Annotated in this window: 23 protein-coding genes and 2 pseudogenes; 5 read left to right on the top strand and 20 right to left on the bottom strand. The window is 72.6% G+C overall.

The features are described 5' to 3' along the window. Positions 1-141: 141 nt before the first annotated feature. Positions 142-974, bottom strand: a pseudogene (locus ACZ4SV_RS13105) (IS5 family transposase). A gap of 182 nt (positions 975-1,156) precedes the next feature. Between ACZ4SV_RS13105 and ACZ4SV_RS13100 the strand changes: the two are divergent. Next, positions 1,157-1,840, top strand: coding sequence for an alpha/beta fold hydrolase (locus ACZ4SV_RS13100; RefSeq protein WP_468003958.1), 684 nt, complete (start codon positions 1,157-1,159; stop codon positions 1,838-1,840). Positions 1,841-1,882: 42 nt separating this feature from the next. On the opposite strand, the pseudogene ACZ4SV_RS13095 reads toward ACZ4SV_RS13100, so the two are convergent. From ACZ4SV_RS13095 to ACZ4SV_RS13085, 3 genes and pseudogenes are all read right to left on the bottom strand, one after another. Then, positions 1,883-2,074, bottom strand: a pseudogene (locus ACZ4SV_RS13095) (IS630 family transposase); the annotation flags it as partial. Between the two features lie 485 nt (positions 2,075-2,559). Next, on the bottom strand, positions 2,560-3,459 hold the full coding sequence (locus tag ACZ4SV_RS13090) for an MBL fold metallo-hydrolase (RefSeq protein ID WP_468003956.1): 900 nt from the start codon (positions 3,457-3,459) through the stop codon (positions 2,560-2,562). 22 nt (positions 3,460-3,481) lie between these two features. Further along, a complete protein-coding gene (locus tag ACZ4SV_RS13085) occupies positions 3,482-4,753 on the bottom strand; it encodes an MFS transporter (RefSeq protein WP_468003954.1) in 1,272 nt (423 codons plus the stop codon). 126 nt (positions 4,754-4,879) lie between these two features. Between ACZ4SV_RS13085 and ACZ4SV_RS13080 the strand changes: the two genes are divergently transcribed. From ACZ4SV_RS13080 to ACZ4SV_RS13070, 3 genes are all read left to right on the top strand, one after another. Beyond that, positions 4,880-5,113 carry a hypothetical protein gene (locus ACZ4SV_RS13080; RefSeq protein WP_468003952.1) on the top strand — a complete coding sequence of 78 codons (234 nt, stop codon included), beginning with the start codon at positions 4,880-4,882 and terminating at the stop codon, positions 5,111-5,113. Continuing rightward, entirely contained in the window at positions 5,100-6,491 is a 1,392-nt protein-coding gene (locus tag ACZ4SV_RS13075; RefSeq protein ID WP_468003950.1) for an amidase, read from the top strand. Before ACZ4SV_RS13080 ends, ACZ4SV_RS13075 begins: the two co-directional genes overlap by 14 nt. A gap of 129 nt (positions 6,492-6,620) precedes the next feature. Next, positions 6,621-7,196: a TetR/AcrR family transcriptional regulator gene (locus tag ACZ4SV_RS13070; RefSeq protein WP_468003948.1), complete on the top strand. Its 576-nt coding sequence runs from the start codon at positions 6,621-6,623 to the stop codon at positions 7,194-7,196. A gap of 609 nt (positions 7,197-7,805) precedes the next feature. Here ACZ4SV_RS13070 and ACZ4SV_RS13065 read toward each other — a convergent pair. Next, complete coding sequence (locus tag ACZ4SV_RS13065; RefSeq protein ID WP_468003946.1) at positions 7,806-8,396, bottom strand: TetR/AcrR family transcriptional regulator; 591 nt, start codon at positions 8,394-8,396, stop codon at positions 7,806-7,808. 85 nt (positions 8,397-8,481) lie between these two features. On the opposite strand from ACZ4SV_RS13065, the gene ACZ4SV_RS13060 reads away from it, so the two are divergent. Then, the gene (locus tag ACZ4SV_RS13060; protein WP_468003944.1) at positions 8,482-9,381 is read left to right on the top strand and encodes an alpha/beta fold hydrolase; all 900 of its coding nucleotides are present in this window, start codon (positions 8,482-8,484) and stop codon (positions 9,379-9,381) included. Between the two features lie 107 nt (positions 9,382-9,488). Here the strand turns inward: ACZ4SV_RS13060 and ACZ4SV_RS13055 are convergent, their stop codons facing one another. From ACZ4SV_RS13055 to ACZ4SV_RS12985, 15 genes are all read right to left on the bottom strand, one after another. Then, complete coding sequence (locus ACZ4SV_RS13055) at positions 9,489-9,653, bottom strand: hypothetical protein (RefSeq protein ID WP_468003942.1); 165 nt, start codon at positions 9,651-9,653, stop codon at positions 9,489-9,491. Between the two features lie 363 nt (positions 9,654-10,016). Further along, positions 10,017-10,565 (bottom strand): GNAT family N-acetyltransferase, encoded by a 549-nt coding sequence (locus tag ACZ4SV_RS13050; RefSeq protein ID WP_365871364.1) that lies wholly within the window; start codon positions 10,563-10,565, stop codon positions 10,017-10,019. 85 nt (positions 10,566-10,650) lie between these two features. Then, on the bottom strand, positions 10,651-11,856 hold the full coding sequence (locus tag ACZ4SV_RS13045) for an Nramp family divalent metal transporter (RefSeq protein WP_365871362.1): 1,206 nt from the start codon (positions 11,854-11,856) through the stop codon (positions 10,651-10,653). A 91-nt stretch (positions 11,857-11,947) separates the two neighbouring features. Continuing rightward, positions 11,948-13,294 (bottom strand): alkaline phosphatase, encoded by a 1,347-nt coding sequence (locus tag ACZ4SV_RS13040; RefSeq protein WP_468003939.1) that lies wholly within the window; start codon positions 13,292-13,294, stop codon positions 11,948-11,950. Continuing rightward, the gene (locus ACZ4SV_RS13035) at positions 13,291-13,884 is read right to left on the bottom strand and encodes an NUDIX domain-containing protein (RefSeq protein ID WP_468003937.1); all 594 of its coding nucleotides are present in this window, start codon (positions 13,882-13,884) and stop codon (positions 13,291-13,293) included. The genes ACZ4SV_RS13040 and ACZ4SV_RS13035 overlap by 4 nt, the downstream gene beginning before the upstream one ends. Next, on the bottom strand, positions 13,884-14,783 hold the full coding sequence (locus tag ACZ4SV_RS13030) for an aminotransferase class IV (RefSeq protein WP_365871356.1): 900 nt from the start codon (positions 14,781-14,783) through the stop codon (positions 13,884-13,886). The genes ACZ4SV_RS13035 and ACZ4SV_RS13030 overlap by 1 nt, the downstream gene beginning before the upstream one ends. A 68-nt stretch (positions 14,784-14,851) precedes the next feature. Then, positions 14,852-16,027, bottom strand: a complete 1,176-nt coding sequence (locus ACZ4SV_RS13025; protein ID WP_365871354.1) for a glycosyltransferase family 4 protein — start codon at positions 16,025-16,027, stop codon at positions 14,852-14,854. Between the two features lie 30 nt (positions 16,028-16,057). Continuing rightward, positions 16,058-16,960, bottom strand: a complete 903-nt coding sequence (locus ACZ4SV_RS13020; RefSeq protein ID WP_468003934.1) for a nucleotidyltransferase family protein — start codon at positions 16,958-16,960, stop codon at positions 16,058-16,060. After that, positions 16,948-18,246, bottom strand: coding sequence for an FAD-dependent oxidoreductase (locus ACZ4SV_RS13015; protein WP_468003932.1), 1,299 nt, complete (start codon positions 18,244-18,246; stop codon positions 16,948-16,950). Before ACZ4SV_RS13015 ends, ACZ4SV_RS13020 begins: the two co-directional genes overlap by 13 nt. Continuing rightward, positions 18,243-18,884 (bottom strand): hypothetical protein, encoded by a 642-nt coding sequence (locus tag ACZ4SV_RS13010; RefSeq protein ID WP_468003930.1) that lies wholly within the window; start codon positions 18,882-18,884, stop codon positions 18,243-18,245. The genes ACZ4SV_RS13015 and ACZ4SV_RS13010 overlap by 4 nt, the downstream gene beginning before the upstream one ends. Continuing rightward, entirely contained in the window at positions 18,881-20,245 is a 1,365-nt protein-coding gene (locus ACZ4SV_RS13005; protein WP_468003928.1) for an MFS transporter, read from the bottom strand. Before ACZ4SV_RS13005 ends, ACZ4SV_RS13010 begins: the two co-directional genes overlap by 4 nt. Continuing rightward, positions 20,242-21,543, bottom strand: coding sequence for a galactosyltransferase-related protein (locus ACZ4SV_RS13000; RefSeq protein WP_468003926.1), 1,302 nt, complete (start codon positions 21,541-21,543; stop codon positions 20,242-20,244). Before ACZ4SV_RS13000 ends, ACZ4SV_RS13005 begins: the two co-directional genes overlap by 4 nt. Beyond that, positions 21,536-22,588 carry a hypothetical protein gene (locus tag ACZ4SV_RS12995; protein WP_468003924.1) on the bottom strand — a complete coding sequence of 351 codons (1,053 nt, stop codon included), beginning with the start codon at positions 22,586-22,588 and terminating at the stop codon, positions 21,536-21,538. Before ACZ4SV_RS12995 ends, ACZ4SV_RS13000 begins: the two co-directional genes overlap by 8 nt. Positions 22,589-22,896: 308 nt before the next feature. Beyond that, complete coding sequence (locus ACZ4SV_RS12990; protein ID WP_468003922.1) at positions 22,897-23,280, bottom strand: peptidase inhibitor family I36 protein; 384 nt, start codon at positions 23,278-23,280, stop codon at positions 22,897-22,899. Between the two features lie 347 nt (positions 23,281-23,627). Next, complete coding sequence (locus tag ACZ4SV_RS12985) at positions 23,628-25,274, bottom strand: phosphohexomutase domain-containing protein (protein ID WP_468003920.1); 1,647 nt, start codon at positions 25,272-25,274, stop codon at positions 23,628-23,630. Between the last annotated feature and the right edge of the window lie 37 nt (positions 25,275-25,311).

Here is a 25,311-nt window from a genome sequence, read left to right as displayed (position 1 = left end):
CAGGACCTCGCCCCCACCGTCCGTGCTTGTGGCCGCCAGCCGCGCGATCAGGTGAGGGCCTGGCCGAGGAGGTCCCGGGGCCGGCGGTCGAGGGCATGGTGGTCGCGCGGCGCTGGCTGGCGGAGGAACGTCCGGGGCTGTTCAGCGTGCCCGGCGCACGAGTCGGCGGCTCATGACCATGCTCATCGACCACCGGATCACCGCTTCCGAGGTGCCGGTGCGCGTCTCGTAGTCGCGGGCCAGGCGGCGTGAGTGCATCAGCCAGGCGAACGTGCGCTCCACCAGCCATCTCTTCGGCAGCACGGTGAAGCCGCCGGTGCCGTCGCTGCGTTTGACCACCGTCAGCGCGACGCGCAGGAGTTCGCGGGAGAGGTCGACCAGGCGCCCGGTATAGCCTCCGTCGGCCCATACGCGTGTGACGCGCCAGTGCCGCTCACGCAGCCGGACCAGGAGTGTCTGTCCCGCGTCCCGGTCGGTGACCGAGGCCGCGGTCACCATCACGGTCAGCAGCAGTCCGCGGGTGCCCACCACGATGTGCCGCTTGCGGCCGTTGACCTTCTTGCCGCCGTGCCAAAGAGTCACGCTCTACCCCGGTCCACGGGGCTCGGACCTGCAAGTTCGCCCCCCTTTTTAGCCCTCACGTGGGCTGAATCGAGGACCGCACGAGACAGGCCAACCAGGACTCACTCGTCCAACATCTGGAGAACCTTCTGATGCAGCCGCTCCCACACTGCGGGGCGAGACCAGATGACGAAGCGGCGATGCACGGTCGACTTCGGCGCTCCGAAGCACGGTGGCAGCGCCCGCCAGGCACAGCCGCTGACCAGGCCGTAGATGATCGGGGCAAACACCGCCTCATCTTCGATGTTCGCGACCCCGCCGCCCTGTGGACGCACCCGAGCCGGTGGCAGCAACGGTCTTGCCAACTCCCACAAGCCGTCCGGAACGATCCATCCCCACCGTCCACTCCCCATGCCCAGCGCAACGGCCAACTGACCATGTAGGACGCGGTCTGGTGCTGTGACTGCGTAGGTTCGCCGGGTTGGGTTGGGGCGGGCCGCCGTTTTCGAAGATCGCACGCTGACCGGAGCCCGGTGTCAGAGCCTCCCGGTAGCGTGCCGGCAACCAGATCCCACTCCTCTCCGGGAGAACCACCGTGGACATCCTGCTCATCGCTGGCTTGTGGCTCGCCGGATCCGCATGGGACGACGTCATGCCCGAACTCACCGCGCTCGGCCACCGTCCCGTGCCGCTCACCCTCCCAGGCCAGGGCGACGGCGCCGCTTCCGCGACGCTTGACGACCAGACGGAAGCAGTGCTTGCCGCGGTTGACGCGGTGCCCGGAAAGCCTCTGGTGGTAGGGCACTCCGCAGCATCGACCCTGGCCTGGCTGGCCGCCGACGCACGACCGGAGAAGGTGGCCAAGGTCGTCCTGATCGGCGGCTTCCCCGCCGCCGACGGGCGGGCCTACGCCGATTACTTCGCGATCGAGGGCGGCGCGATGCCCTTCCCGGGTTGGGATCCTTTCGAGGGCGCGGACGCCGCCGACCTGGACCAGCAGGCCCGGGACCGCTTCGCGTCCGCCGCCGTTCCTGTCCCCGAGGCGGTCGCCAGGGGAGTCGTGCGCCTGAGTGACGAGCGCCGCTTCGACGTCCCGGTGGTGGTTGTCTGCCCCGAGTTCACCCCCGCCCAGGCCGAGGAGTGGATCGCCGCCGGTGAGAGTCCTGAGCTCGCCCGCGCTGCCCACCTTGAGTACGTGGATCTCGACTCGGGCCATTGGCCGATGGTCACCCGCCCCCGCGAACTCGCCCGCGTCCTGGCGAAGGCTGCCAACTCCTAGCGGCGCCGGGTCGGATGGGCAGGCCGCGGTCGGCAGTGGTCCGCCGCCCCAGCGCAGGCCCTTCTCGCTGCGGATGCGGGCACGCTCCCTGCGCTGGGCCGCGAGAACACCGGGATGGCGGGTGTTGGCGTTCCGCCAGCGCAGGCAGGCGTGCAGAGCCCGGGTCTGCACGGTGTGATCGGGGTGGTCGGAGTTGGCGACGGTGAGCTGCCGCAACGGCCCGTAGCGCGCCTCGGTGAAGCACATCTGTTCTTCTTCGCCCAGCGGCGAGGAGTGTGCGCGGCAGCCACGCCCTGACCCCGTCGGAGACCGGATCCGACGACACGCCGTACACCGAGGCGACCCTGCCCGGCGGGCCGGCGAAGGCCGGCTGGGAAGGCACCGAATCCTGCTGACCGGCCTGCGCGGCGTAGTGCGCTTCGCCGTACGGTCACCGGCTACGAGACCGTCGGCGAGCAGGGGAGCGTACGCCTCGCGGACGGCGACACCGTCCGCGCCGACCTGTTCGTCGTCGCCGACGGCGTCAACTCCCTCGCCCGGCAACAGCGGTTGCGCAGCCAGTCCGCCTCGTCCGCCGCGACCGCCGGAGGGCGCGTCGAGAACGAGGCGGCCGTTGCACTCGTGGTCGTACTCGGGCAGGCGCGTGATGGAGCGGCCGAGGGTGTCGGCCTGCGGTGCCGCCGAGCCTGCCGGTCCCGGTGGCGCGGTCGGCTTGCAGGTCAGGTCGCCGGGACGGGCCGCAGCCGGTAGGCGCCTCCGTGCGCGACGACACGGCCGGCTGTGGGCGGGGCGAAGTGGGTACCGAGGAGGAGGGTGTCCGTGCCGGCGAGGGAAGCGAGCAATTCACCGCGGGTGGTCGCGGACTGCTGCGGGTCGATGTCCACGCAGGCGCCGATGGCGGGGTGGGCGAGTTGGACCGGGTGGTGAACGCAGTCACCGGTGATCAGCGCCGTTTCACCCTGACTGTTCAGTTCGACCGCGACATGGCCGGGGGTGTGGCCGGGGGTGGGGACCAGGCGCAGGCCCGGGGTGATCCGCACGCCGTCGGCCGGGACGTCGACCAGGTCGAGCAGACCGGCCCGCTCGACCGGGATCACCGAGTCGCGGAACATCTGGCGGCGCGCCTCCTCCATGTCGTACGCGGCCCAGAACTCCCTTTCGGCGCGTGCGGTGAGGTATCGCGCCCCGGGGAACATCGGGACCCACTCGTCGTCCACCTTCCGGGTGTTCCAGCCGACGTGGTCGGCGTGCAGGTGGGTGAGGACCACCAGGTCCACGGAGTCGGGCGGGAAGCCGGCGGCGGCCAGGCGCTCGGGGAAGCCGGTGCGCAAGTTGTGCCAGGCCGGGTTGGCCCGTTCCTTGCCGTTGCCGATGCCGGTGTCGACGAGTACGCGCAGCCCGTCCACGGCGAACGCGAAACTGTGGCTGTCGATGTGGAGGATGCCGTCATCGCCGGCGAAGTGGGGGCGCAGCCAGTCCTGGCCGGCTACTACCTGAGGCGTGGCGTCGGGCAGCAGCCAGGGTCCGGTCGCGGGCGGCAGCAGTATCTCGTCGATGCGGTGGACGGTGATGTCGCCCACGGCCCAGGACGGGATGGGGATGTCCGAGGGAGTCTGCATGATCTGTCGTTTCCTTTGTCCTTCAGCGGAGTGGCCGGTTGCGTGTCCTGCTGTCGGGCCTTGTCCGGGTTCGTGACACGGCGAGCGCCGTGAGGGCCGCCGCAGCGAGGAGTGCGGCGATGACGGCGTAGACATGCGAGGTGGTCCTGAGCCCGTAGTGCTGGGTGGCGGCCCCCGCGGCGATGGCGGGCAGGCTCATGGAGAGGTAGCTCAGAACGTAGTAGGCGGCCAGCGTCGCGGCGCGGTACTGCTCGTCGAGCGAGGCGAGGAGCATGCGGAGTACTCCTTGGGAGACGGCGCCGAAGGCTACGCCGGCCAGGGCCGCGCCGCCGTAGACGGCCGGCAGTCCGAGGCCGTGCAGACCGCTCAGGGTCAGGACCGCGGCGGGCAGGACGGAGAGGCATCCACCGATCGCGGTGGTGAGGGGATCGGTGCGGCGCAGAACCCACACGGTGAGTGCGGCTGCGGCGCTGAGGGCGAAGAAGACCATGCCGAGGGCCGCCTGCGGGGCGTGGGGGGCCGCCAGGCGCACGAGGGCCGGCCCGAGGGAGGAGTAGAAGCCGCCCAGTGCCCAGATCGCGACGATCGCGGTGCCGGTGGTCAGCAGGGTGGACCGCACAGCGGGCGGTACACCGAGCTGCGGGCGCAGCGATCGGAGCGCGCCGGCCCGGCGGTTGACTGTCTCCGTGGTGAAGGGGACGGCGATCGCCTGGGCGGCGAAGAGCGCTGCCATCAGTGCGTAGACGGTGACCGTGGGGGCCGGGGCGAAGCGGGCGAGGAGGGTGGAGAGGAGAACGCCCGCGGCCATGCCGACGACCGGGGCGGTGGTGTTGGTCAGGGCGGACCGACCGGGATGCCGCGGGTTTTCCAGGTCGAGGAGAGCCGCGCCTGCGGCGCTCGTGGCCACGCCGGTGGCCGCTCCTTGCAGGAGGCGGGCCGCTGTCAGGGAGCCTGCGCCGTCCGCTGAGGCGAGGAGAACCATGGCGACGGCCTGCGCGCCCAGGGCGCTTGCCAGGACGGGACGCCGTCCCAGACGGTCGGAGAGCGCTCCGGTGGTGAGAAGGGCCGACAGGAGCGCCAGGGAGTATGCGCTGAAGACCACCGTGACGGCGAGCGCTGAAAGGCCCCACCGGTCCTGATAAAGCGGGTACAGCGGTGTCGGGGCGCTGGATGCCGCCAGGAGGGCCACGAGTACGGACGCGTCCAGGCCGAAAGAGGCGGCGCGGGTTCTCCCGCGGGCGCGACTGCCCCCGACAGGGCAGTGCGCCAGTGAGCCGGACACGGCGTCGGGCATGAGACTCCTCCCTAAAAGCAATGGGTTTGCCTTAAGGGACGATAGGTTCTACGGTCGAGCTAAAGCAAACCAATAGCTTTTGGTCTGGGGTGCCTCGTCGCTTCAGGCCCGACCAGGGGAGAATCCATGTCCTCCGCCGGACTCACGCCGCCCGAGGCCGCCCGCTGGGCCGCCCGTGGCGGGCTTCCGCTGCCCGATGACCGCCACTCCGTGGTTGCCGCCACCGCCAACCACATCCACTCCGTCGTCGCGGTCCTGCGCGAGCTGAACTTCGGTGACACCCCGCCCGCCGGTGCCTTCCGTGCGGAACCCGTCGCTGCCTTCCGTGCGGAAAAGGAGAAGCGCGATGCAGCCGTATGAGTTGTCCCTCGCCGCCGCCGCGCAGGAGATCCGGGAGCGACGGCTGTCCCCCGTCGAGCTGGTCGACTCGGTCCTCGACCGCATCGAGCAGGTGGAGCCGCACCTTGCGGCCTATGTCGCGGTTTACGCTGATCAGGCCCGCCGGACCGCCCGCGAGGCCGAGCGCGAGGCCGCACAGGGCTCCTGCCGAGGCCCTCTGCACGGGATCCCGGTAGGGCTCAAGGACTTGATCGATGTCGCCGGCGTATCCACCACGGCAAGCTCCAGGACCCGGGCCGGTCACCGTGCGGCCTCCGACAGCGCGGTCGCCGCGAGTCTGCGGGCGGCCGGCGCGATTCTGATCGGCAAGACGCACACCCACGAGTTCGCCTACGGTCTGACCACCCCGCAGACCAACAACGCCTGGGATCGCGGCAGGGTCGCCGGTGGCTCCAGCGGCGGCTCCGCCGTCGCCGTGGCCTCCGGTGCGGTGACATTCGCCCTCGGCACCGACACCGGCGGATCGATCCGGGTGCCCGCCGCCCTGAACGGGGTGGTCGGGCTCAAGCCGACGTATGGACTCGTGCCCCGTCGCGGCGTCACGTCGCTGTCCTGGTCGCTCGACCACGTCGGCCCGATCACCCGCACCGTCGACGACGCGGCCCTGGTTCTGACGGCCATCGCCGGGCACGACCCCGGAGAAACCGCCTCGGTGGCCGTCCCCGGTGTCGACTACCGGCCGCGCCCTGACCCGGACCTGACGGGAGTGCGCGTCGGCGTGCCGCGCAACTACTACTTCGAACACGTCGACGCCACAGTCGAGGCCGCCGTCCGCCGCGCCATCGCGCAGTTGGAGGCGCTCGGCGCCCGGCTCATCGAGATCGACATACCGATGACCCGCTACATCCAGGCCGTCCAGTGGGGTCTGATGGTGCCGGAAGCCACCGCGTACCACGAGAGCACCCTGCGTACCGTCCCCGAGCTGTACCAGGCGGACGTGCGGATCCTCCTGGAGGCCGGCGAGCTGATGGGTGCGGGCGACTACCTGCGGGCGCAGCGCGCCCGGACGCTGATGCGCGACGAATGGGCCCGCGTCATGGAGGGAGTTGACGTGATCGCCGCCCCCGCGGTCCCGATGGCCGCGGTCCCGTCGGGCCAGGAGACCGTCACCTGGCCCGACGGCACGGTCGAAAGCGTCTCCGACGCCTACGTGCGGCTCTCCTCCCCGGCCAACATCACAGGAGTGCCCGCACTCTCCGTCCCGGTCGGCCAGGACGCGGCAGGTATGCCTGTCGGCCTGCAGTTGCTCGGGCGGCCCTTCGGCGAGCGGACGCTGCTGCTGGTGGGCCACGCATACGAGCGGACGCAGTCCGCCCGATCGCTCGCACCCCTCGCCTGAGAGCGGTGTGTGGGCCGGACCGGGAAGTTCCGGCCCGGTCCACACGCCGCTCGGCTCCGTCGGGATCAGCTTTGGTGAGCCCGGATATCGTTCCCGTTAAACGCAAGTAATGTGCTTTAAGCTGGTGCGATGAGCAGCAAGCAGAGGGCCCGCCCCGGCGGGCGCAGCGCACGCGTCCAGGCGTCGGTGCACACCGCTGTACGGGAGCTCCTGGCGGAAACGGGCCGCGAGGCACTGACCGTCCCCCTGGTCGCCCAGCGCGCCGGAGTCACCCCGTCGACCATCTACCGGCGCTGGGGCACCCTTCAGGAACTGCTGTCGGACGTCGCGGTGGAGCGGCTGCGACCCGACACCGAACCGGAGGACCACGGCGACCTGCGGTCCGACCTCACGGCATGGGCCGAACAGTTCCTCGACGAAATGACGTCCCCCTCGGGCCGCGCCTATATCCGCGACGCCCTGCTCGGCGACCCGGACGGCGGCAACGCCGGTCAGTGCTCGGCCTACGCGGCGGAACAGATCAACGTCATTCTCGCCCGAGCGACCGACCGCGAGGAGAACACTCCCGACGTCGAGACGGTCATGGACCGCGTCGTCGCCCCCATGATGTACCGCATCCTCTTCCGCCCGGCCGGGCTCGACGCCGCGTACGCCCGCCGGCTGGTGACCGGGCTCTTCGGCATACGCGGGAAGGGCGACCAGTGACCGGGCGGCTGTCTCCGTCGTCTGCGAAAGCGATTGCAGCACCCAAGCCCCGCAGTCTCACCGCGAGCCTCATCCGGACGTGATCGATTCCGCCAGGAGCCGCGTGCGCAGCTCCGGCATGTCCGTCACGCGGCTGCCCGGGTGCGGGAGACGAGCTGAGGGAAGGCGCCTTCCCCTACCGCGCGCACGGTGCGGCCGACGAGAGTGCGCAGCACCGGCCACAGCCGGAGGAGCAGGTCTTGGTCGAGGCAGCGGGGCAGGTCGTCGCGCAGGCCCTCGTGCGGGACGGTCCGGTAGAGGCCCCTACGCTGACGCGGCTTGCGCAGGACGGGCTGGTGGGGCTGCGGGCACCCTTGACCACCATCCCCGCGGGTGCGGGGAGCAGACTTTTTGAGGTGGCCGCGCTTGTGCGGGCCTTCGGCGACGCGGTCATCTCCGCGCAGGGAGGCCGGCCGTCTCCCGGCGACGCCGCAGAGACGGGGTGATCGGCGTACGGCGGTGTCGTTGCACACGGCATCGCGTGCAAGCACATCCGACCCCCGGCGGATACGCGAGCGAGCCGGGACCGCCTCGGTCCGGTGACTCTCGGGCAGAGATTTGATGTGCCAGCTATCCGGCCGGACTCAGTGCCCGTGCGAGCGCGTCGACGGTCACGCCGACGATCGCCCGGAGTTGCTCCGGGCTCGACCCGGCCCTGCCCATCACCGCGAGGGACTGATTCACGGCCGCTATGTGTACGGCGAAGGCCTCGGCGTTCTCGTCGGACATTCCGCCGGCCTTCAGGGCGGTGCGCAGGCGCGGGCGCTGGAGGCCGAACAGCTCTTTGACGTGCTCTGCGACGTTCCGGCTCAGCGCCGGACTCGCCATGACCGACTGGGCCATCAGGCATCCATCGGGCACGGCGGGATCGGCGATGCGCCCCAGGGTGACGTCGAAGAACGCACGGACGGCGGCGACCGGGTCCTCGGCCGCGCACGAGAGGGCGGCGTCGAACTTGTCGCCGTAGCGCGTGGCGTAGCGATCCAGGCAGCGAAGGAAGAGCGCGTCCTTGTCGCCGAGCGAGGAGTAGATCGAGCTGCGGTTCAGGCCGGTCGCCCGGGACAGGTCGTCGAGCGAGGTGTCGGCGTAGCCGGAGCGCCAGAACTGGATCATCGCGGCGTCGAGCACCGTGTCCATGTCGAACTGTTTCTTGCCTGCCATGCGGCCCATCCTCCCATCTTGAACTGATCAGTTCAAGACGTGCTAGCGTCGCATCACGGTCCGCCCGCCTCGATGGAGGATTCCCATGACCAACCCCGTCCCCGCCCTGCCCCTGCACGACCTGGCCGGATTCACGCACCGCTGGGTCGACGCCGACGGCGTCCGCCTGCACGCCGTCGAAGGCGGCCGGCCGGACGGACCGGCCGTCGTCCTGCTCACCGGTTTCCCGCAGACGTGGTGGGCCTGGCGCAAGGTCATGCCCGCTCTCGCCGACCGGTTCCGGGTCATAGCGCTCGACCGGCCGGGCCAGGGCCATTCCGGGCATCCGGAACTCAGCTACGACACGCACACGGTCGCCGCGCACACCCAGGCCGCCGTGAACGCTCTCGGCGTGGGGGACTACTGGCTCGCCGGGCACGACATCGGCGCCTGGGTCGCCTTCTCCCTCGCCCTGAACTACGAGAGCCGACTGCACGGGGTCGCGCTGCTCGACGCCGGAATTCCCGGTATCACCATGCCGGAAGCGATCCCCCTCGACCCGGCTCTGGCGTTCAAGACCTGGCACTTCGCGTTCCACGTGGTGCCCGGCCTTCCCGAGACGCTGATAGCCGGCCGCGAGCGGGAGTACATCGGCTGGTTCCTGAAGACCAAGTCCCTCGCGCCCGACGCGTTCGAGGAAGCGGAGCTCGACCACTACGGCGCGGCCCTCGCCGTCGACGGCGGCCTGCGCGCCTCCCTCGCCTACTACCGCGACGCCGCCGAGTCCGCGCGCAGGAACCGCGCGGCACTCGAGCAACGGCGACTGACCGTGCCCGTCCTCGGAATCTCCGGCAGCCACGGCTCGATCCCGGACATGGCGGCCTCCCTCAGCCCGTGGGCCGAGAACGTGACCGGCGTCATCGTGCCCGACGCCGGTCACTACATCCCCGACGAGCAGCCCGAGGCCGTCACCGCCGCCCTCACCGGCTTCTTCAGCGGCCGTTAGCGCTCTGGCAGGAGGGCGATTCCCTTGCCGTCGGGGCCTGTCGGTTACGGGCCCGCCGCGCGCGCCCACGGACGTGCCGTGAACCGCCCGCCGCCCCGCTTGTGCAGTCAGTCCCGGTCGGCGAGCTGGGTCGTCCTCGCCCGCAAAGGTCCCAGCCTGCCGCGCACCGACGCGTCCAGCCCCAGCCGCTCACCGACCGCCCTGACTCGCACCGGCCCGTCCGCCTCCCGCACGACCGCCAGGATCTTGCCCGCCTCCGGCTCGACGCCCACAAGGCCGTCCTCGGGGCGTGGCAGCGCCTGGACTGCCCGCTCGTCATCGCCGCGTGAACACTCCTCCGCACTGTCCCCTCAAGGACAGGACGGAGGCGTTCGCGCACTCAGGGAGGTTCCGTGAGCGCCACCGGCCGTCACTTTGCTGCCGGCTCGGCTCGTGCGGCACCTTGGTCGTCCGCTCCCTGATGGCCAGCGGAAACGGATGGTCGCGGATGACGACGGCCATCTCCTGGACGGCCCCGCGGCGGTGGACGGTGAGGGTCTCCACCTGATCACCGTGGCGTTCCCCCTCGGTCGGAAGAGCGTGCACGATCCGCAGCGCCCGGTCGGCCTGGGTCCGTGGCACTCGTGCGGTGCCGGTCAGGCCCGGGGGCTGCCCGCGGGCGTGCCGGTGAGCCGGAGCAGCATCGTGTCCGACTCCCCCTCGCGGCCGACCGTCACGAAGCCGCGGGCAGCGTAGAGGCGGACGGCCGGATTGCCGTCCTCCACGCTGAGGCTCAGGTCGACGCGGGCCTGGGCCGCCCGCGCCACCAGCGCGTCGAGCAGGGCGCCGCCTATGCCACGACCGCGGTACCCGGGGAGGACACCGAGCGTCAGTTCCGGTACCCGCGGGTCGACATGGCCGTAGCCGGGATCGTCGGCGGGGAAGGTCCGTGCCCATGCGGCACCGACCGGGCGGCCCGCGCCGTCCTCGGCCACCACGCCGAAGTCGCCCGGCCGGGGCCAGCCGGTGACGTAGTGCGCGATGCTCGGCGTCCGCAGGATCTCCTCCAGGGTGAACCGCGGCTGGGACCAGTTGAACGCCTCCAGGAGCACCTCCGCCAGGAAGCCGGCGTCCGCCGCGGTCGCGGGGCGCAGCCGCGTCCTGTCGGTGGGCCTGTATGTCTCGGTCGCGGGTCCGGTACGCATGGGTTCTCGCTTCGTTCTGTCGCCGACGGGCATACAGCGTACTGTCGCCCGGCCCGCGGCCCCGGTTCGCGCGGGGAGCCGCTGGTCACGGCAGGAAGAGGCTGAGGTTGAGGCAGACGACCGCGGCTCCCGCCAGGGCGCCGCAGGCCGTGGTCGCCGGGCGGTTCACGAAGGGGCCCATCAGTTCCTTGTCCCGGGTGGCCAGGAGCAGGGGGACGAGGGCGAACGGAAGGCCGAAGGACAGTACGACCTGGGACCACACGAGCGCCGTCGTCGGATCGACGCCCGCTGCCAGCACGAGCAGGGAGGGGAACACCGTCAGGGCCCTGCGCACCATCAGGCGGGGAACCCGGCGGAGGAACCCGGCCATGATCACCTGCCCGGCGTAGGTGCCCACCGAGGAGGAGGAGAGTCCTGAGACGAGCAGCGCCCCGCAGAAGGCCAGTGCCACACCCTCGCCCAGCGTCGCTCGCAGTCCGTCCCGTACGTCCTCCAGGGACTCCGCGAGCGGTCCGGTGCCCCCGGCCAACTGTGCGCCGACGACGAGCATGGAGGCGTTGACGATCCCGGCGAGCACCATGGCGACGGTCACGTCGAACCGGATCCCGCGCAGCACCGCACGGTCGTCGCGGCCGGGCCGGAAGACCCCGGCGCTCCGCAGCGTCCCGACGCGTTCCGCCGACCGGGCCGAGTGCAGGTAGATGGCGTGCGGCATGACCGTGGCCCCGATGATGCCGACGGCGAGCAGCAGGCTCCCCCGGCCCTCGAAGCCCGGGACGAGACCGGCGGACAGGCTGCGGATGTCGGGGCCGGCCACGGCGGTGCACCACAGCAGCCCGCCCGTGATGCCGAACAGTGCGCCGGCCACCATCCAGTCGAACCGGTGGCGGCCCCGCCGGTCCAGGAAGAGCAGCGCGGAGGAGACGGCCGCCGTGACGGCGCCGCCGAGCGGCAGCGGCATGCCCAACAGCAGGTGGAGGGCGAGAGCACCGCCGATGATCTCCGCCAGATCGGTGGCCACGGCGACCGTCTCGGCCTGCGCCCACAAGCCGTAGGTCACCGGGCGCGGATACCTGGCCCGGCACAGCTGCATGAGGTTACGGCCGGTGGCGACGCCCAGTTTGGCGGCCAGTGCCTGGAAGAACAGACCGGTCACATTGGCCAGCAGCACCACCCACAGCAGGTGGTAGCCGAAGTGTGACCCGGCAGCGAAGTTGGTGGCGAAGTTGCCGGGGTCGACGTAGGCGACGGCGGCGACGAAGGCGGGGCCCAGCATGACCGCGCGGCTCATGGCGCCCCGTCCGGCGCCCCGCGCCGCCGGCCCGTTCGCCCCGCTCCGCGGCAGCGTGCCGGTCGGCCGGCCTCGCCCCCGGGGGCCGGGGTCAGCCGCCGTCACGGTCGTGCGCCTCCTGCCACGTCCGGGTGATCAGGTGGAACAGGTCCGTCTGGTCGCCGAGGCCCAGGACCGAGGCGGCGGACGGGCCGTGGGCGGCGATCCTCACCTGGGCGCCGGTGTGCACGAGGATCTCGCCGGGCAGGTTGGTGGCGTAGTTGATCAGCATGGGCTCGCCGTCGTGTGCCAGGAGCATCGCTGTGGCCCCGGGGCTCTCGACGTCGGTGGGGACGATCTGGGCGGAGTGCCCGTGGTCGGCGGTGACCAGCACCAGGGTGTCCCCATGCCGGTCCGCCCAGCGCAGTCCCACCGAGACCGCCTCGTCGAAGGCGGCCACCTCGCTGATCATGCCGCAGGGATCGCCGTCGTGGCTCGCGGTGTCGATCAGGCCGGCCTCGACCTGAAGCAGGAACCCTCGGCCCGCCGCGCGTCGCTCCAGGATCTCCAGCGCCTTCGCCGTCATCCGGGCCAGCGTCGGCTGGTCCGCCGGGAGGTCAGGGTTGACGCGGCACACGGCTGCGGGGCCCCGGTCGACGCGCGCTGTCGGTCCGACCCAGGCGCGGGCCAGCGCGCCGTCGCCGAACAGGCCGAGCAGCGGCGCGCCGGCGTCCGCGGCGGCCAGTTGGGCCGCGGTGGTGACCAGCCGGTAGCTGGCGGCGGCCTGGTCGAGGACGGTGCGGCCGCGGAATGCGCCGGCCCGGACGGTCTGCCGGAAGTACTGCGCGCCGCCGCCGAGCAGGACGTCGGGGCGGGTGCGCACCAGTTGTTCGGCGATGGAGCCCGGTCCGCCGTTCTCGGCCGCCTGCGCCGGGCACCGCTGCATGGTGTCCGGTCCCCGGCCGCTGCGGTCGGCCACGTGGGCGCCCAGCGCCGCAGGGGTGGGGTCACAGAGTTCCTCGGTGGTGACGATGCCGGTGGCCATCCCGCGTGCCCTGGCCAGTTCCACGAGGGTGGGGGCGGGGTCACCGAAGGCGTCCACGCCTATCGCGCCGTTGTAGGTCTTCACCCCGGTCGCCCAGGCGGTGGCCGCGGCGGCGGAGTCGGTGACGTAGTTGTGCCGGGTCGGGTCGCCGGGCATCACCGAGTAGTTGGTCACCGTGCCGGTGAAGAGGAACCCGTCCAGGACGAGCCGCCCGTCGGCACCCCTGAGGTAGTTGCGGGCGATGGTCAGCTCGTCTTCGCCCAGGCCGTCGCCCACGAACAGGATGACGTTGCGGGGCGTGCCCTTGGCGGAGAGGGCGAGCGCCTCCCCGGCCCGTGCCGGGTCGCCCCAGGAGCCGGCGCCGGCGGACCTGGCGGTGCGGTGGCCGTCGTGCGCGGCCGTCCGGGAGTTCACGCCGTCCCTCCCGGCTGCCCGGGGCGCGGTCCGGTCCCGCGCCGCGTCCGCTCGTACAGGGCGAGCGCGGCGACGGTCACCGCGTCGGTGAGGTCGCCCGCGTCGTGCATCCGCCACAGGTCCTCGGTGCCGAACACGCCGGTCCACACGTCTCCCTCCCCGGGTTCCGGGGAACGGCCGACCGCGGTGAGTGACCGCGCGAGGAAGACGTGGCACACGCCGGTCGCGTATCCGTACGCCTCGTGCAGGACGCCGAGCCGATGCCACTCACCGGCCGTGAAGCCGGCCTCCTCACGGAGTTCCCCGGCGGCCGCTTCCTCTGGCGGGACGCCCGGGTGGGACGCCGAGCCCTGGGGGAACTCCCAGAACCGGCGGCCGGCCGGATGCCGGTAGAGATTGACCATGGCCAGCCGGCCGGGCGCCGCCTCGGGCACCACCAAGGCGAAGTCGGACCGCTCCAGCACCGTCCAGACGCCGAGCGAGCCGTCGGGGAAGCGCACGTCGTCCTCGCGCAGCCGCATGTACGGCGACGTGTACGCCTGCCGGGTGGCGAGGACGTCGAACGCGCCGGTGCTGTTCCGCTCCGCCATCAGACCGTCACCGTCTCGAGCAGCCCGGCGTGCTTGCCGCCCCGGGACGCGTCGGCCCACAGCAGGCCGAGCTGCTCCAGCAGGGGCGAGGGCGCGGCGTAGGAGCGGTGGTCCAGCCTGCTCACCGGGACCACATCGGCGAGTGTCCCGGCCAGGGCGAGGCCGTCCGCACCGAGCACGGTGGTGCGCTGCAGCGGTTCCCGGGCCCACTCGATGCCCTCGGCCCGGGCGAGCAGGGCGAGCAGGGCGACGGTCACCGAGTCCAGACAGCCCTCCCACGGTGGCGGGGTGCTGAGCCGTCCGCCGCGCTCCTGCACCACGGCGGCGCCCGCCGACTCCGCGACCCGCCCCGCGGCGTTGAGGACCAGGGCGTCGTCGTACCCGGCCTTCTTCGCCTCGAGCCGGGCGAGACGGGTGAGCTGGTAGTTGCCGACCACCTTCAGCGCGGGGGGCAGCGTGTCGTCGGTGGGGCGCCGCCACGCGCTGGTCAGCAGAGCCACCGGCGCGGGGGCGGCGGGCGCCTGACGGAACGCCGCGACGGTCACCGACGCCTCACGGGCGCGCGGGGTGAGGACCGCGCCGACCACCATGGGCCGGACGTACACGTCGCAGTCCGGGAAGCCGGCGGCCTCCCGTTCGGCGGCGGCGCGGCAGCCCTCGAGCAGCCCGGGGACGCCGGTTTCCAGGGGCAGGCCGAGCACCTCGCAGGACCGGGCCAGCCGGTCGAGGTGCCGCTCGGCGCCGAGCAGTGCCAGGGATCCGTCGGTCTGCCGCCGGGCGACCAGACCGTCGAAGACGCTGAGTCCGCGCAGCAACGCGTCCGACATCAGGGGGAGCCTCGCCTCGTCCCAGTGGGCGATCTCTCCGTCGAGCCAGATGGTGCCGTTCTGTACGCGCATGGTGAGGTGTCCTTGCGTCAGGGCGGAAGGGGGGACGGGCCGTTCGGCGGCGGCCGGCCGCGGGGACGTTATCGGGCGGTGTCGAACCCGTCCGGGCTCCACGCCGCGCGCACGCCCTCCAGGAGCCGTTCGGTCTGCTCCAGCATCCGGCGGACGTTGAACTCCCGGCGCACGGTGGACAGGGCGTTGGCGGTCAGCCGGGCCCGCAGCCGCTCGTCGGCCGCGAGCTGCGCCAGCGCTTCGGCCCAGGCGCCCTCGGCGCCGGGCGGCAGGCGCAGCCCGACGTGCGGGTCGCCTATCACCTCGCGCAGACCGCTCACGTCGCTGACCACGGTGGGGCGGCCCGCGGCCATCGCCTCCAGGACGGCCAGCCCCAGGCCCTCGGCGAGGCTGGGCTGCACCACCACGTCGCACTCCCGGTACACCTCGGGCATGTCGTCGAGGGCGAGGTCCTGGCGGAGCGTGACCCGGTCCGTCAGTTCGAGCTCCTTGACGAGTGCGAGCAGCCGCTCGTGGTAGCTGAGGTCGGAGGAGTGGGCCCGGCCCGCGATGACCAGGTGGGCGTCGAGCCCGCCGGCGACCAGCCGGGCGAGCACCCGCACCATGAAGTCCTGCTGTTTGCGGGGGGCGATGCGGCCGCTGAGCACGATGACGAAGCGGCCGTCGGGACGCCGTGGCCCCTCGGTGGCGAACCGTTCGCACTCGATGCCGTGCGGGATGTGGTGGGTGGTCTCCACCGGGCTGCCGTAGGCGATCGCCTTCTCGTAGTAGAAGCGGCTGCCCGCGACCAGCGCGTTGACCGGCAGGGTGGCGTAGACCAGCCGGGCGCGACCGCGGCCGAGTGGGCCGCGTTCGGGCTGTTGCTCGTGGAAGTTGGCCACCAGCGGGCGGCCGTAGGTCATGGCGACCATGCTGCCGAGCACGGCCGTCTCGTGACTGTTGGCGAACACGACGTCCGGCGTGCCCCAGTCGTCGACCAAGGCGGCGAGTTCCTCCGCGGTGCTGAACTGCATCTGCTCCCAGCGGAGTTTCGTCGGGTCGTCTATCAGTTCCCGGTACGCCACGAGGCGCCGGATCCGGGCCTGGCCGTCGAGGTCGTCGGCGGGCGCGGGGACACGGTCGCCGTCCGTGGCGACCAGCACGTCGTGGCCGCGGGCGGCCAGTCCGGTCGCGATGGTGCGGATGTAGGACTCGGCGCCGCCGATCAGCGGGTGGTAGGCCGGAGCGAGGGCGAGGACGCGCATGGGATCTCCCGGATTCGTTCGGCTTCGGGGTCAGGCGACGCAGCCGTCGGCCACGGTGGTGTGGCCGGGGATCATCGCGCCGGGGAGGACGACCGTGTCGTGGAGCCAGGCGCCGGCTCCCACCACGGCGAGGTCCGCGACGAGGACCCGGCCGGTGAGGTGCGCCGTCGGATGGACGCGGGCGGTGGGTGCGACATGGCTGACGTCCCCGCCCGCGGGGGCACGGGAGGCGAGGTCGTCGAGGACGGCCCGCCGGTAGGAGTCGGTGGTTCCCAGGTCGTCCCACCGTCCCAGCCACGGGACGACGCAGACCGCCGCCCGCTCGGCCAGCAGCTCGGGGATCAGATGGGCGCCGAAGTCGTACAGGCCGTCGGCCGGGACCCTCTTCAGCAGTTCGGGGCGGAGGCAGTACGCCCCGCCGCTGACCCAGCTGCGGCGGCCGTCCGCCCAGGCCGGTTTCTCCTCCAGCGCGACGGCGCGTCCGCCGTCGTCGAAGCGGAAGACGCCGAAGCGCGAACCGTCGTCCACCTCGACGGCGAGCACGGAGAGGTCGCTCCCGCTCTCCCGGTGCCGTCCCACCAGTTCGGCCAGCGCCCCGTCCCCCAGGTACAGGTCGCCGGAGACGACGAGCACGGTGTCGGCGGCGGCGAGTTCGTCCTGGAAGGTGAGCATCGAGCCGGCCGGTCCGCGCAGCCGGTCCTCCCGGCGGCTGACCACCGGCAGGGCCAGATCCGCGCGGGCGAAGTACTGCTCGGCCGCCGCCGCGTGGTGGTGCAGGTTGCACAGGACCCGCCGGGGACCGAGCGGCGCCACCTGTCCGACCAGCCGTCCCAGGACGGTCGTCGGGCCGAGCGGCAGGAGGGGTTTGGGCAGCCGGGCGGTGAGCGGCATGAGTCTGCTGCCGGCTCCGGCGCTGAGTATCAGGCACTCCACCGGTTGGTTTCCTTTCGGGACGGCGGCGCGAGGACCGGGTGGTACGGCTCCGGGTGGCCGAAGAGCTCGGCGCGGGTGAAGAGCGGTGTCATCTCCCAGTCCTCGGCGGCCCAGGGCGAGTCGCCGGGGCCGTGCGGCGTGGGCAGCGGGCCGGGCCCGGGCAGCGACGGACCGCGCAGGCGGCCGAGGTCGGTGAGCCGGGCGAGCCGTTCCAGACAGCGGTCCGCGTACAGCGGAGCGAGCACCATCTTTCCCGGCAGGACGGTCACCGCGTTGTCCCAGCCGAGGTCGAAGACGCCGCCCTCGGGCAGTCCGCCGCCGGGTGCGTCCACCTCGACCTTCCTCGCCGGGTAGATCCCCCACCGGGCCTCGGGGTCCTCCCACAGACCGGGCAGGTGGGTGGCGAGCACCCGGGAGGCAGCACCGAGCCAGGACCGGCGCGCGTCCGCGTCCTCGGTGCTCGCCCAGAAGCTGACGAAGGTCGACATCAGGTAGACGCGGTCCGGGCCGAGAGGCCGTGACGCCACGAAGAGGCCCTGCGCGCTGTCGGCGGGCAGGCAGAACGCCCGGGGGAGGTCCCGGCCGGTGCGGCACACCAGCATGTAGGAGAGCCGGGTCCGTATGCCGAGGGTGCGCGCCCAGGGCCCCAGCAGGTCCGGTGTGCCCAGCCCGGTCACCAGGACGTAGGCGGGGGCCGTTACGGTCACCGTGCCCTCGCCGGTGAGGACGTCCACGGCCCGCACCGACCGGCCGGAGAGCCGCACGGCCGTGGCCCGGCCGTGGACGGTGGGGGTGGAGGCCGCGGCGCCGGCCACGACGCGCATCGCCGCTCGCGGCGACACCGTGGTCTCCGGTACCGCGAACGTCCCGGCGGTGCCCTCCAGACCGGGCGCGTCGACGTCCTGCCAGGGCATGCCGAGCGTCTTCCAGGCGGCCAGTGTCTCCTCCCGCTCCGCGGCCCCGGTGAAGCCGACGACGCTTTGTACGCCGACGACGGCGTCGCCGCCCGCCCCGGTGAGGTGGTCGTCCCACCAGTCGGCGCAGCGGGCCAGGGCCTGCCGCTGGCCGGCGGTGATGCCGCGGTAGATGTAGCCGCGGTGCAGATAGCCGTGGCAGTGCCCGGTCTGGCCCGCGCCGAGCCGGCTCTGCTCCACCAGGAGGACCGGCACACCGCGTTGTCTGAGCCGCTCCGTGACCAGCAGTCCGGTGACACCGGCGCCGACGACGACCACGCCCGGCCAGTGCACCCGCTCGCCCGCGCCGTCCCCCGCCGGAAGGCCGGTCACCACGGTGCCGCCCCGGACACCAGGCCGGGGAGGCGTTCGGTGACCAGGCACCCTCCCTCACCGGCGGGCTCCAGCAGTATCCGCCGTACGGGCCAGATGGCGCCCCGGTCCCCGGGCCGCAGCAGCGGTCCGCTGTCCGCCGGGGCGGCGGGCAGGGACAGCTCCAGGGCCAGGCCGCCGGTCTCCATCCGGATCTGCGTGTGTTCCCTCACCGCGCCCGCCGGCACGCCGACGGGCGCGGCGGCGGCCTGCAGCGGGGCCCGCAGGACGGGCGGGAAGGACCGGGGGACCGGGCAGGTTGACAGGCCCTCGCGCACGTGGAAACCGACACCACCGAAGCCGCCGGGCACCGGGTACGCGATGCGCAGTTCGTCGCCGACCGCGCAGAGCACGGCATCGGCCGGCACGCTCGGCAGCACCACCCTGGTCCGCCCCTCGACGACCGCGGCGAGGTGCTGGTGGCATACGTCGATGTGGAAGAGGACGCCGTCGCGGACGAGTGGCCCGCGCACCGCGGCGGCCGGGACGCGCAGCCGGTGCACGGTCACGGCGGCGGCGTCCGCAGGCACGCCCGGGGTCATCCGGTCCTGCGGCACCGGCAGGGCGGGGCGTCCGGGACCGCTGGAAAGGCGGCTCACGGCGATCCCGCCCATTTCCCCGGCACCTGGGTCTGCGAGCCGCCGGGCTCCGTGGTGCCCGCCGCGGGCGGCGCGGCCGGGTCCGGGGTGCGGGACTCCGGGAAGCGCACGGCGTACGGCAGCCGCGCCGAGGCGGCCGCGAAGCACACCCCGCCCGCAGCGATGACGACGGCGAGCAGGACCCAGGTGAGCGCCGACGACTGTTCGAAGACGAAGCTGAAGCAGGCCGGGAAGACCGCCATGCCCACGGCCGCCGCGGTCTGGAACACCGCGACGGTGCGGCCGCGCACCGCGTCGGGCGCCGACTCGGTCATCAGGGCGTTGGAGGCCGGCATGTACAGCGCGTCCACGACGGCCAGCACGATGCCCACGAACACCACGACGCACCAGGCCAGGGCCGACTGCCGCTCCGGCAGGATGGCCATCACCAGCAGCGAGGCGGACAGCAGCCCGGCGGAGAAGCAGACGACCCCGGCGCGGGAGCGGAAGCGCACGGCGTGGCTGAGCGGCGTCTGGATCAGCGCCGCGATACCGGTGTTCAGCGCGAAGAGCAGCGTGGACACGAAGACCGGCATGCCCCACTTCTCCACGAACAGCAGCGGCAGCGCCACGGAGGGCAGCAGCATCACCGGGCTGAGCAGCAACTGACCGATCACGAAGAGGAGGTTGGTGCGGCCCGCGAGCACGGTCCGCCAGCCCCGTACGGCCTGCAGCAGTTCGGGGTCCTCGTCGTCCGCGGCGGGGGGCACGGCGCCGGCCGCCGGGGTCATGGGCTGGAGGACGAACAGCAGCGCGGCCACCACACAGGTGGCGATGTTGAGGACGACCAGCCAGCGGGCGCCCACGTCGGTGCTGACGGCGAGGATCAAGGTGGCCAGGAGCGCACCCAGCCCCATGGCGCCCGCCTTGATCGACTCGAGGAAGGCGAACCAGCGCTCGAAGGGCCGTCTGTGGCTCAGCGTATGCACGTACGACGACCAGCAGGCCCAGTACATCCGGTCCGCGACGGCGACCAGCAGCATGGCCAGGAAGGCCGTGACCAGCCCGTCCGCGAAGAGGTACAGGACATAACCCGCCGCTGACACGAGGTTGTTGGTGACCATGGCCAGCTTGGGGCCGAAGCGGTCCGTCATCGCTCCGCCGGCCAGCCCGGCGGGCAGCGACAGCAGGGTGGCCGCCGTGAGGGCGACGCCCAGTTCCGCGACCCGGATGTCCGTGGTGAGGGTGAAGTACAGCAGGGAGATGGGGATCAGCAGCCCCACCCCCACGGTGTCCACGAGGACCGCGGCCGTGGTCCGGCGCACCTCGGTCAGCGGGGGTACGCCGAACCGGGCCAGCAGTCCCTTGTCTTCTGTGCTCACGCCGTGTCCGTCCTCATGTCGTGCGGCATCTCGTGCGCGTACTTGGCCGGGTCGCCGAGCGGCCCCGGGTCGGCGGGCCGCGGAGTCCTGGCGATGTGCTGGTTGGCCCGGCGGCCCTCGGCGTCGACCATGACCGGCCGGCGGTGCCACAGGTGCGCGAGCGGCCGGCTCCAGCGGGGCACGGACGAGTGCCGCAGCACCTGCCGGTAGAACTCGTTGTCCTCGTCGCCCCAGCCGCGGAAACGCTCGTCGTAGCCGCCCACGGCCTCGAAGAGCTCCCTGGTGACGCAGACGTACCCGCCCCACACGTCGCGGAGCGCGAAACCCCGCAGGCCGGCCGGGGCCACGCTCGCCGGGCCGCCGGGCGCCAGCCGCGACCGGATGGCCCGGCCGCTGCTGACCGGGTCGAGAAAGATCAGGTCGCCGTAGGGCAGCAACGCCGGCGGACCTTCCTCCAGGCTGGTCACCACCTTGGACAGGTGGTCCGGCTCCACCACCATGTCGGCGTCGTGGAAGCACAGATACCGCGCCTCCGGCACGGCCGCCGCACCGGCGTTCAGCGCCCAGCTCTTGTTGAAGGCACCGGGGTTGGGGAGGAAGAGGTACGCGTCGGCGAGGTCGGCGAGGTACCGGTCCATCCGGGGCCGCGTGTCCTGCTCCACGACGACGACGCGGTACGCGGACCGGTCGAGGTCCTGCCGCATCGCGGAGGCGACGGCGGCCACGGCGTTGCGCGCCCGGCCGGTGTCGGACGGGTGCGCCCGGACCGGGACGACGACCGCCACCAATGGGCCGGGCGCGCCCGCCCGGGGGGCCGGACGGGCCGCCGGGTCCTCGGCGAGCAGGGCGCGGACCTCTTCCGGGGTCTGTGGAGCGGGGGGCTCGTCCCGCGTGGGCTGCCGGTAGGCGGCGCCCAGGTGGTACCGGACGACGCTGGTCCGCGTCACCTCGGAGAGCAGCCCGGTGAGCCGTGCGGCGAACGCGCCGTCACGGGCCAACTCGGCGGTGAGGGCCGCCTCGACATGCCGGTACGCGGTGGCGTCGGCGGGGTCTCCGGCCAGTCGCCGCAGGACCTGGGGAACCGACCCGTCCGCCCAGGCGTGGGACAGCAGCGCGGTCTGTACGGCGCGGTGGGCGGCCTCCGTCTCCCGCCAGGTGCTGGCGTTGACGGCGGACTCCGGGTCGCAGGCGGTGACGTACACGCCCGCCGCGTCGCGGGCCGTCGTCCCGGCAGCGGTGGCGAGGGGCTGCCGCGGGCCGGAACCGGCGGGCTGGTACCCCACGGCGGGCTCAGGCACGGCCGTGCTTCCCGTGACTCAGGGCCCCGTCGGCCGGCCGGCCGCCCACCCCTGCCGTCGCGGGCGCCCCCAGCGGGGTCAGCGCACGGCGCGGGTTGTGCCGGAACAGGCGGTCGAAGGCGGTGTCGTCGGTGGTGAGGCCGGCGAGGTTGCGGCGCTGGGTGGCGAGCCCCTTGGAGCCGGCCGCCACGATGCCGTCGGAGCGGTACCACAGACCGCTGCCTTCCCGGTGGTGGAGTTCCTCGCCGGCCAGGAAGGGGATGCTGGTGTCGTCGGTGATGCCGATCACGCCCTCGGGACCGAGGTGTTCCAGCGTGCGGCGGCAGACCTCCAGGTCGACGTGGTCCCCGTCGAAGTTGAGGAACGGCAGCAGCCGCCCTTCCCGGGCGGCCCGCAGCAGAGTGGCGGGCACCGGGCCCAGCAGCCGGTCCAGATCTGCCGTGTCCCAGTCGGCCGCGAGCACCGGCGCGAGCTGCTGAGCACGGCGGGAACGTTCCTGCGCGGTGCGCCACACATGCCGGAAGGCCCGCGGCATGTCGTTGTAGAGGTGGTCCGTCAACAGGACCTCGGGGCCGGGACCGTAACGGTCCTGCACGTGCTCGATGACGGCTCGGGTGCGATCGGCGCTCAGCTCCGGCGCGTCGTGCTGGAAGTGCCCGAGTGCGACCTTGACGCCGTTGGCGTAGAAGAGGTCGATGACGTCCCGGTAGGAGAGACCGTCGTCCAGCTCGTCGTCGAGGTCGCCCATGTCAGGGCCCATCACGAGGTACCGGAGTCCGTACCGGCCCAGGGCGGCGATGCGCTCCCATTCGCGGGCGGTGGGCGACCAGATCCCGCGCGGCGGCACCCCGCCCGTACGTCCCAGGAGAGGGCCCTCCACGGAGAAGCCGGAAATGGCCGACAGTGACGAGCGGTTCTCGTGCCAGGCGCACATCACGTCCGTCAGCGCAGAAAGATGGTCGCGCCCTAAGAAAATTCCCGGGACGACGTCGAATCCCCCTTCCACGGCGAGTTCATGCACCGCGCCCAGTTCTTCGGGAGACATCGAGCTGTAGTCGATCGTTCCGATTCCATGGGTGTGAATAAGAACGGGCCGCTCGTTCATCGTCGTCCTCCAACGTGTGCGCGCTCGCGTTCAGGCGATCTCGCGTACTTCCGGGAAGCAACGTTCACTGTCAACGTTTCCCTTTTCCAAGTTGGCCACCCCGACGGGCGGCAGACGGGAAAGGCCCGTGCTTCCGTCGGATCCGCGGCGCCACGTTGGCGTGTCGGAGTGTCCGACCGCGCCGACAAAGCGGTTGAACAGCAGTGCGTGCCCGTCCGACGCGGACGGGCACGCACCGCGGCCGGCCGTCAGTACACCCGCACGCTCAGCGCGGGGAAGTCGAAGGACGGCAGGCTGCCGGTGACGGGCAGGCCCCTCCCGGTACAGCCGGCGCCCGTGAAGAGGGTCGCGGACCTGCTGTTGTTGTTGACGGCGGAGTGCGCGCGGTCCGCCCAGCCGTGCTCCGCCAGGTCGACGCAGACCGCGACGCCCGGTTCGAGCGACTGGACGGTGAACCTCTCGCCGGTGTAGTCCGTCCCCTCGAACAGGCAGAGCGCGCCCGAGAACTCGCACGCCGCAGCGGACGCCGGCGCCGGCTGCGCCGCGGCGGGCGCGGTGCCCGCCGCGACGATCGCGCCGGCACAGGCAGCGGCGGCGAGCACACGGCCGCGGGTGAGTACTGCACGGAACATGAAAACCCCTTTTCTCGTTACGGATGGGTACTTCCCGGCACCTCCCGGCCGCACGACGCGGGGAAACACGGGAGGGGTGGGGATCCGGTACGGACCGCGCTCACCCCGACGGGGTGAAAAGCGCGGACATTTCCCCGGAATTCATCGGCGCTCAAGAAAAGGCCGACGACGCCCGGCGGAACTCTGGGACGTGTTGGCGCCACGGCGTCCGCATTCCGACATGCCGGTGCCGGCGTGCGGCACAGCTTCACCGTCCTTTTCCCCGGTGGGCTGCCTCCGCATTCTGCGCGTCCCGCGGCGGCCGGAATGCGGTACGGGCGGGCAGCGTGGCGCTGCTCAGGCCGTGGTCACTCCTGGAGGGCTTTCTCCACCATCGCCTGGGCCTCTTCCAGGACGCGGGCGAGGTGCCCGGGGCCGAGGAACGACTCGGCGTAGACCTTGTGGATGTTCTCCGTGCCGGACGGCCGGGCCGCGAACCAGGCGTTGCGCGTGGTCACCTTGATGCCGCCCAGGGGTGTGCCGCTGCCCGGTGCGTGGGTGCGTACTGACTCGACGTCCTCCCCGGCGAGCCGGCCGCCCGGCAGCCGATCGGCGGACAACCGGGCCAGCGCAGCCTTCTGCCCGGGAGTGGCGGGGCTGTCGACCCGGACGTGGTGCGGGCGGCCGAGGCGCTCGGTGAGCCGGCTCCACTGCTCCGAGGGCGAGGACCCGGTGACGGCCATGGTCTCGGCGGCCAGCAGCGCGGGAACGATGCCGTCCTTGTCGGTCGTCCAGACCGAACCGTCCCGGCGGAGGAACGACGCTCCGGCCGACTCCTCACCGCCCCAGCAGAGTTCCCCGGTCCGCAGTCCCTCGGTGAACCACTTGAAGCCGACCGGCATCTCCACCAGCGGCCTGCCCAGTTCGGCGGTGACCCGGTCCACCAGGGCCGAGGTCACCACGCTCTTGCCGATCCCGGCCGCCGCCGGCCAGCCCTCCCGGTGCGCGTGCAGGTAGGGGACGGCCACGGCGAGGTAGTGGTTGGCGGGGAGCAGTCCGCCGTCCGGGGTGACGATGCTGTGCCGGTCGGCGTCGGCGTCGTTGGCGACGGTCACGTCGTACCTGCCGCGCCGCTCCACCAGCGGTGTCATGGTGTGCGGCGACGAACAGTCCGTCCTCAGCCTGCCGTCGTGGTCGGGAGTGACGAACCGCCAGGTGGGGTCGGTGTGGCCGTTCAGTACCGTCAGGTCGAGGCCGTACTGCTCGGCGATCCGGCCCCAGTAGGCCACCGAGGCGCCGCCCAGCGGGTCCGCCCCGATCCGGACGCCGCCGGCGCGCACCGCGTCCAGGTCGAGCACGGACGGCAGGTCGTCGACGTAGGCACCGAGGAAGTCGTACCGCCCTGTCGTGTCCGCGGCCTGTGCGCGGGCGTAGGGCACGCGGCGCACCTGTGACAGCCCGGTGGCGAGGAGTTCGTTGGCGCGCTGCTCGATCCACGCGGTGGCCGTGGCGGAGGCGGGACCGCCGTGCGCTTCGTTGTACTTGTAGCCCCCGTCGGCCGGCGGGTTGTGCGACGGCGTGATCACCACGCCGTCGGCCAGGCCCTGCGTGCCGCGCCCCCGGTTGTACGCGAGCACCGCGTGGGAGACGGCCGGAGTGGGGGTGAAGGCACCCGGCGCGTCCTGCAGGACGATCACCCCGTTGGCGGCGAACACCTCGAGGGCGGTGATCCGGGCGGGTTCCGACAGGGCGTGCGGGTCCACGCCGAGGAAGAGCGGGCCGGTCACACCGCGTGCGGCGCGGTACTCGGCGACCGCCTGGCTGATGGCGGCGATGTGGTCGTCGTTGAAGGCGGCATCCAGGGAGGAGCCGCGGTGCCCGTTGGTGCCGAAGGCGACGCGCTGCCGTGGGTCCTGGGGGTCCGGCCGCAGCGAGTGGTACGCACCGACCACCCGCGAGACGTCGATCAGCTCCTCCCGGTGCGGTACGGCCACGTCGGTCTGGTCCTGGGGCATCCTCGTCTCCTCGTCTCCTCGTCCGGGGCCCGCGCGC

The sequence above is a fragment of the Streptomyces sp. NPDC027672 genome (assembly GCF_055566335.1).
The sequence above is the reverse complement of the archived record's forward strand: the minus strand, read 5'-3'. Positions and strand labels throughout refer to the sequence as shown.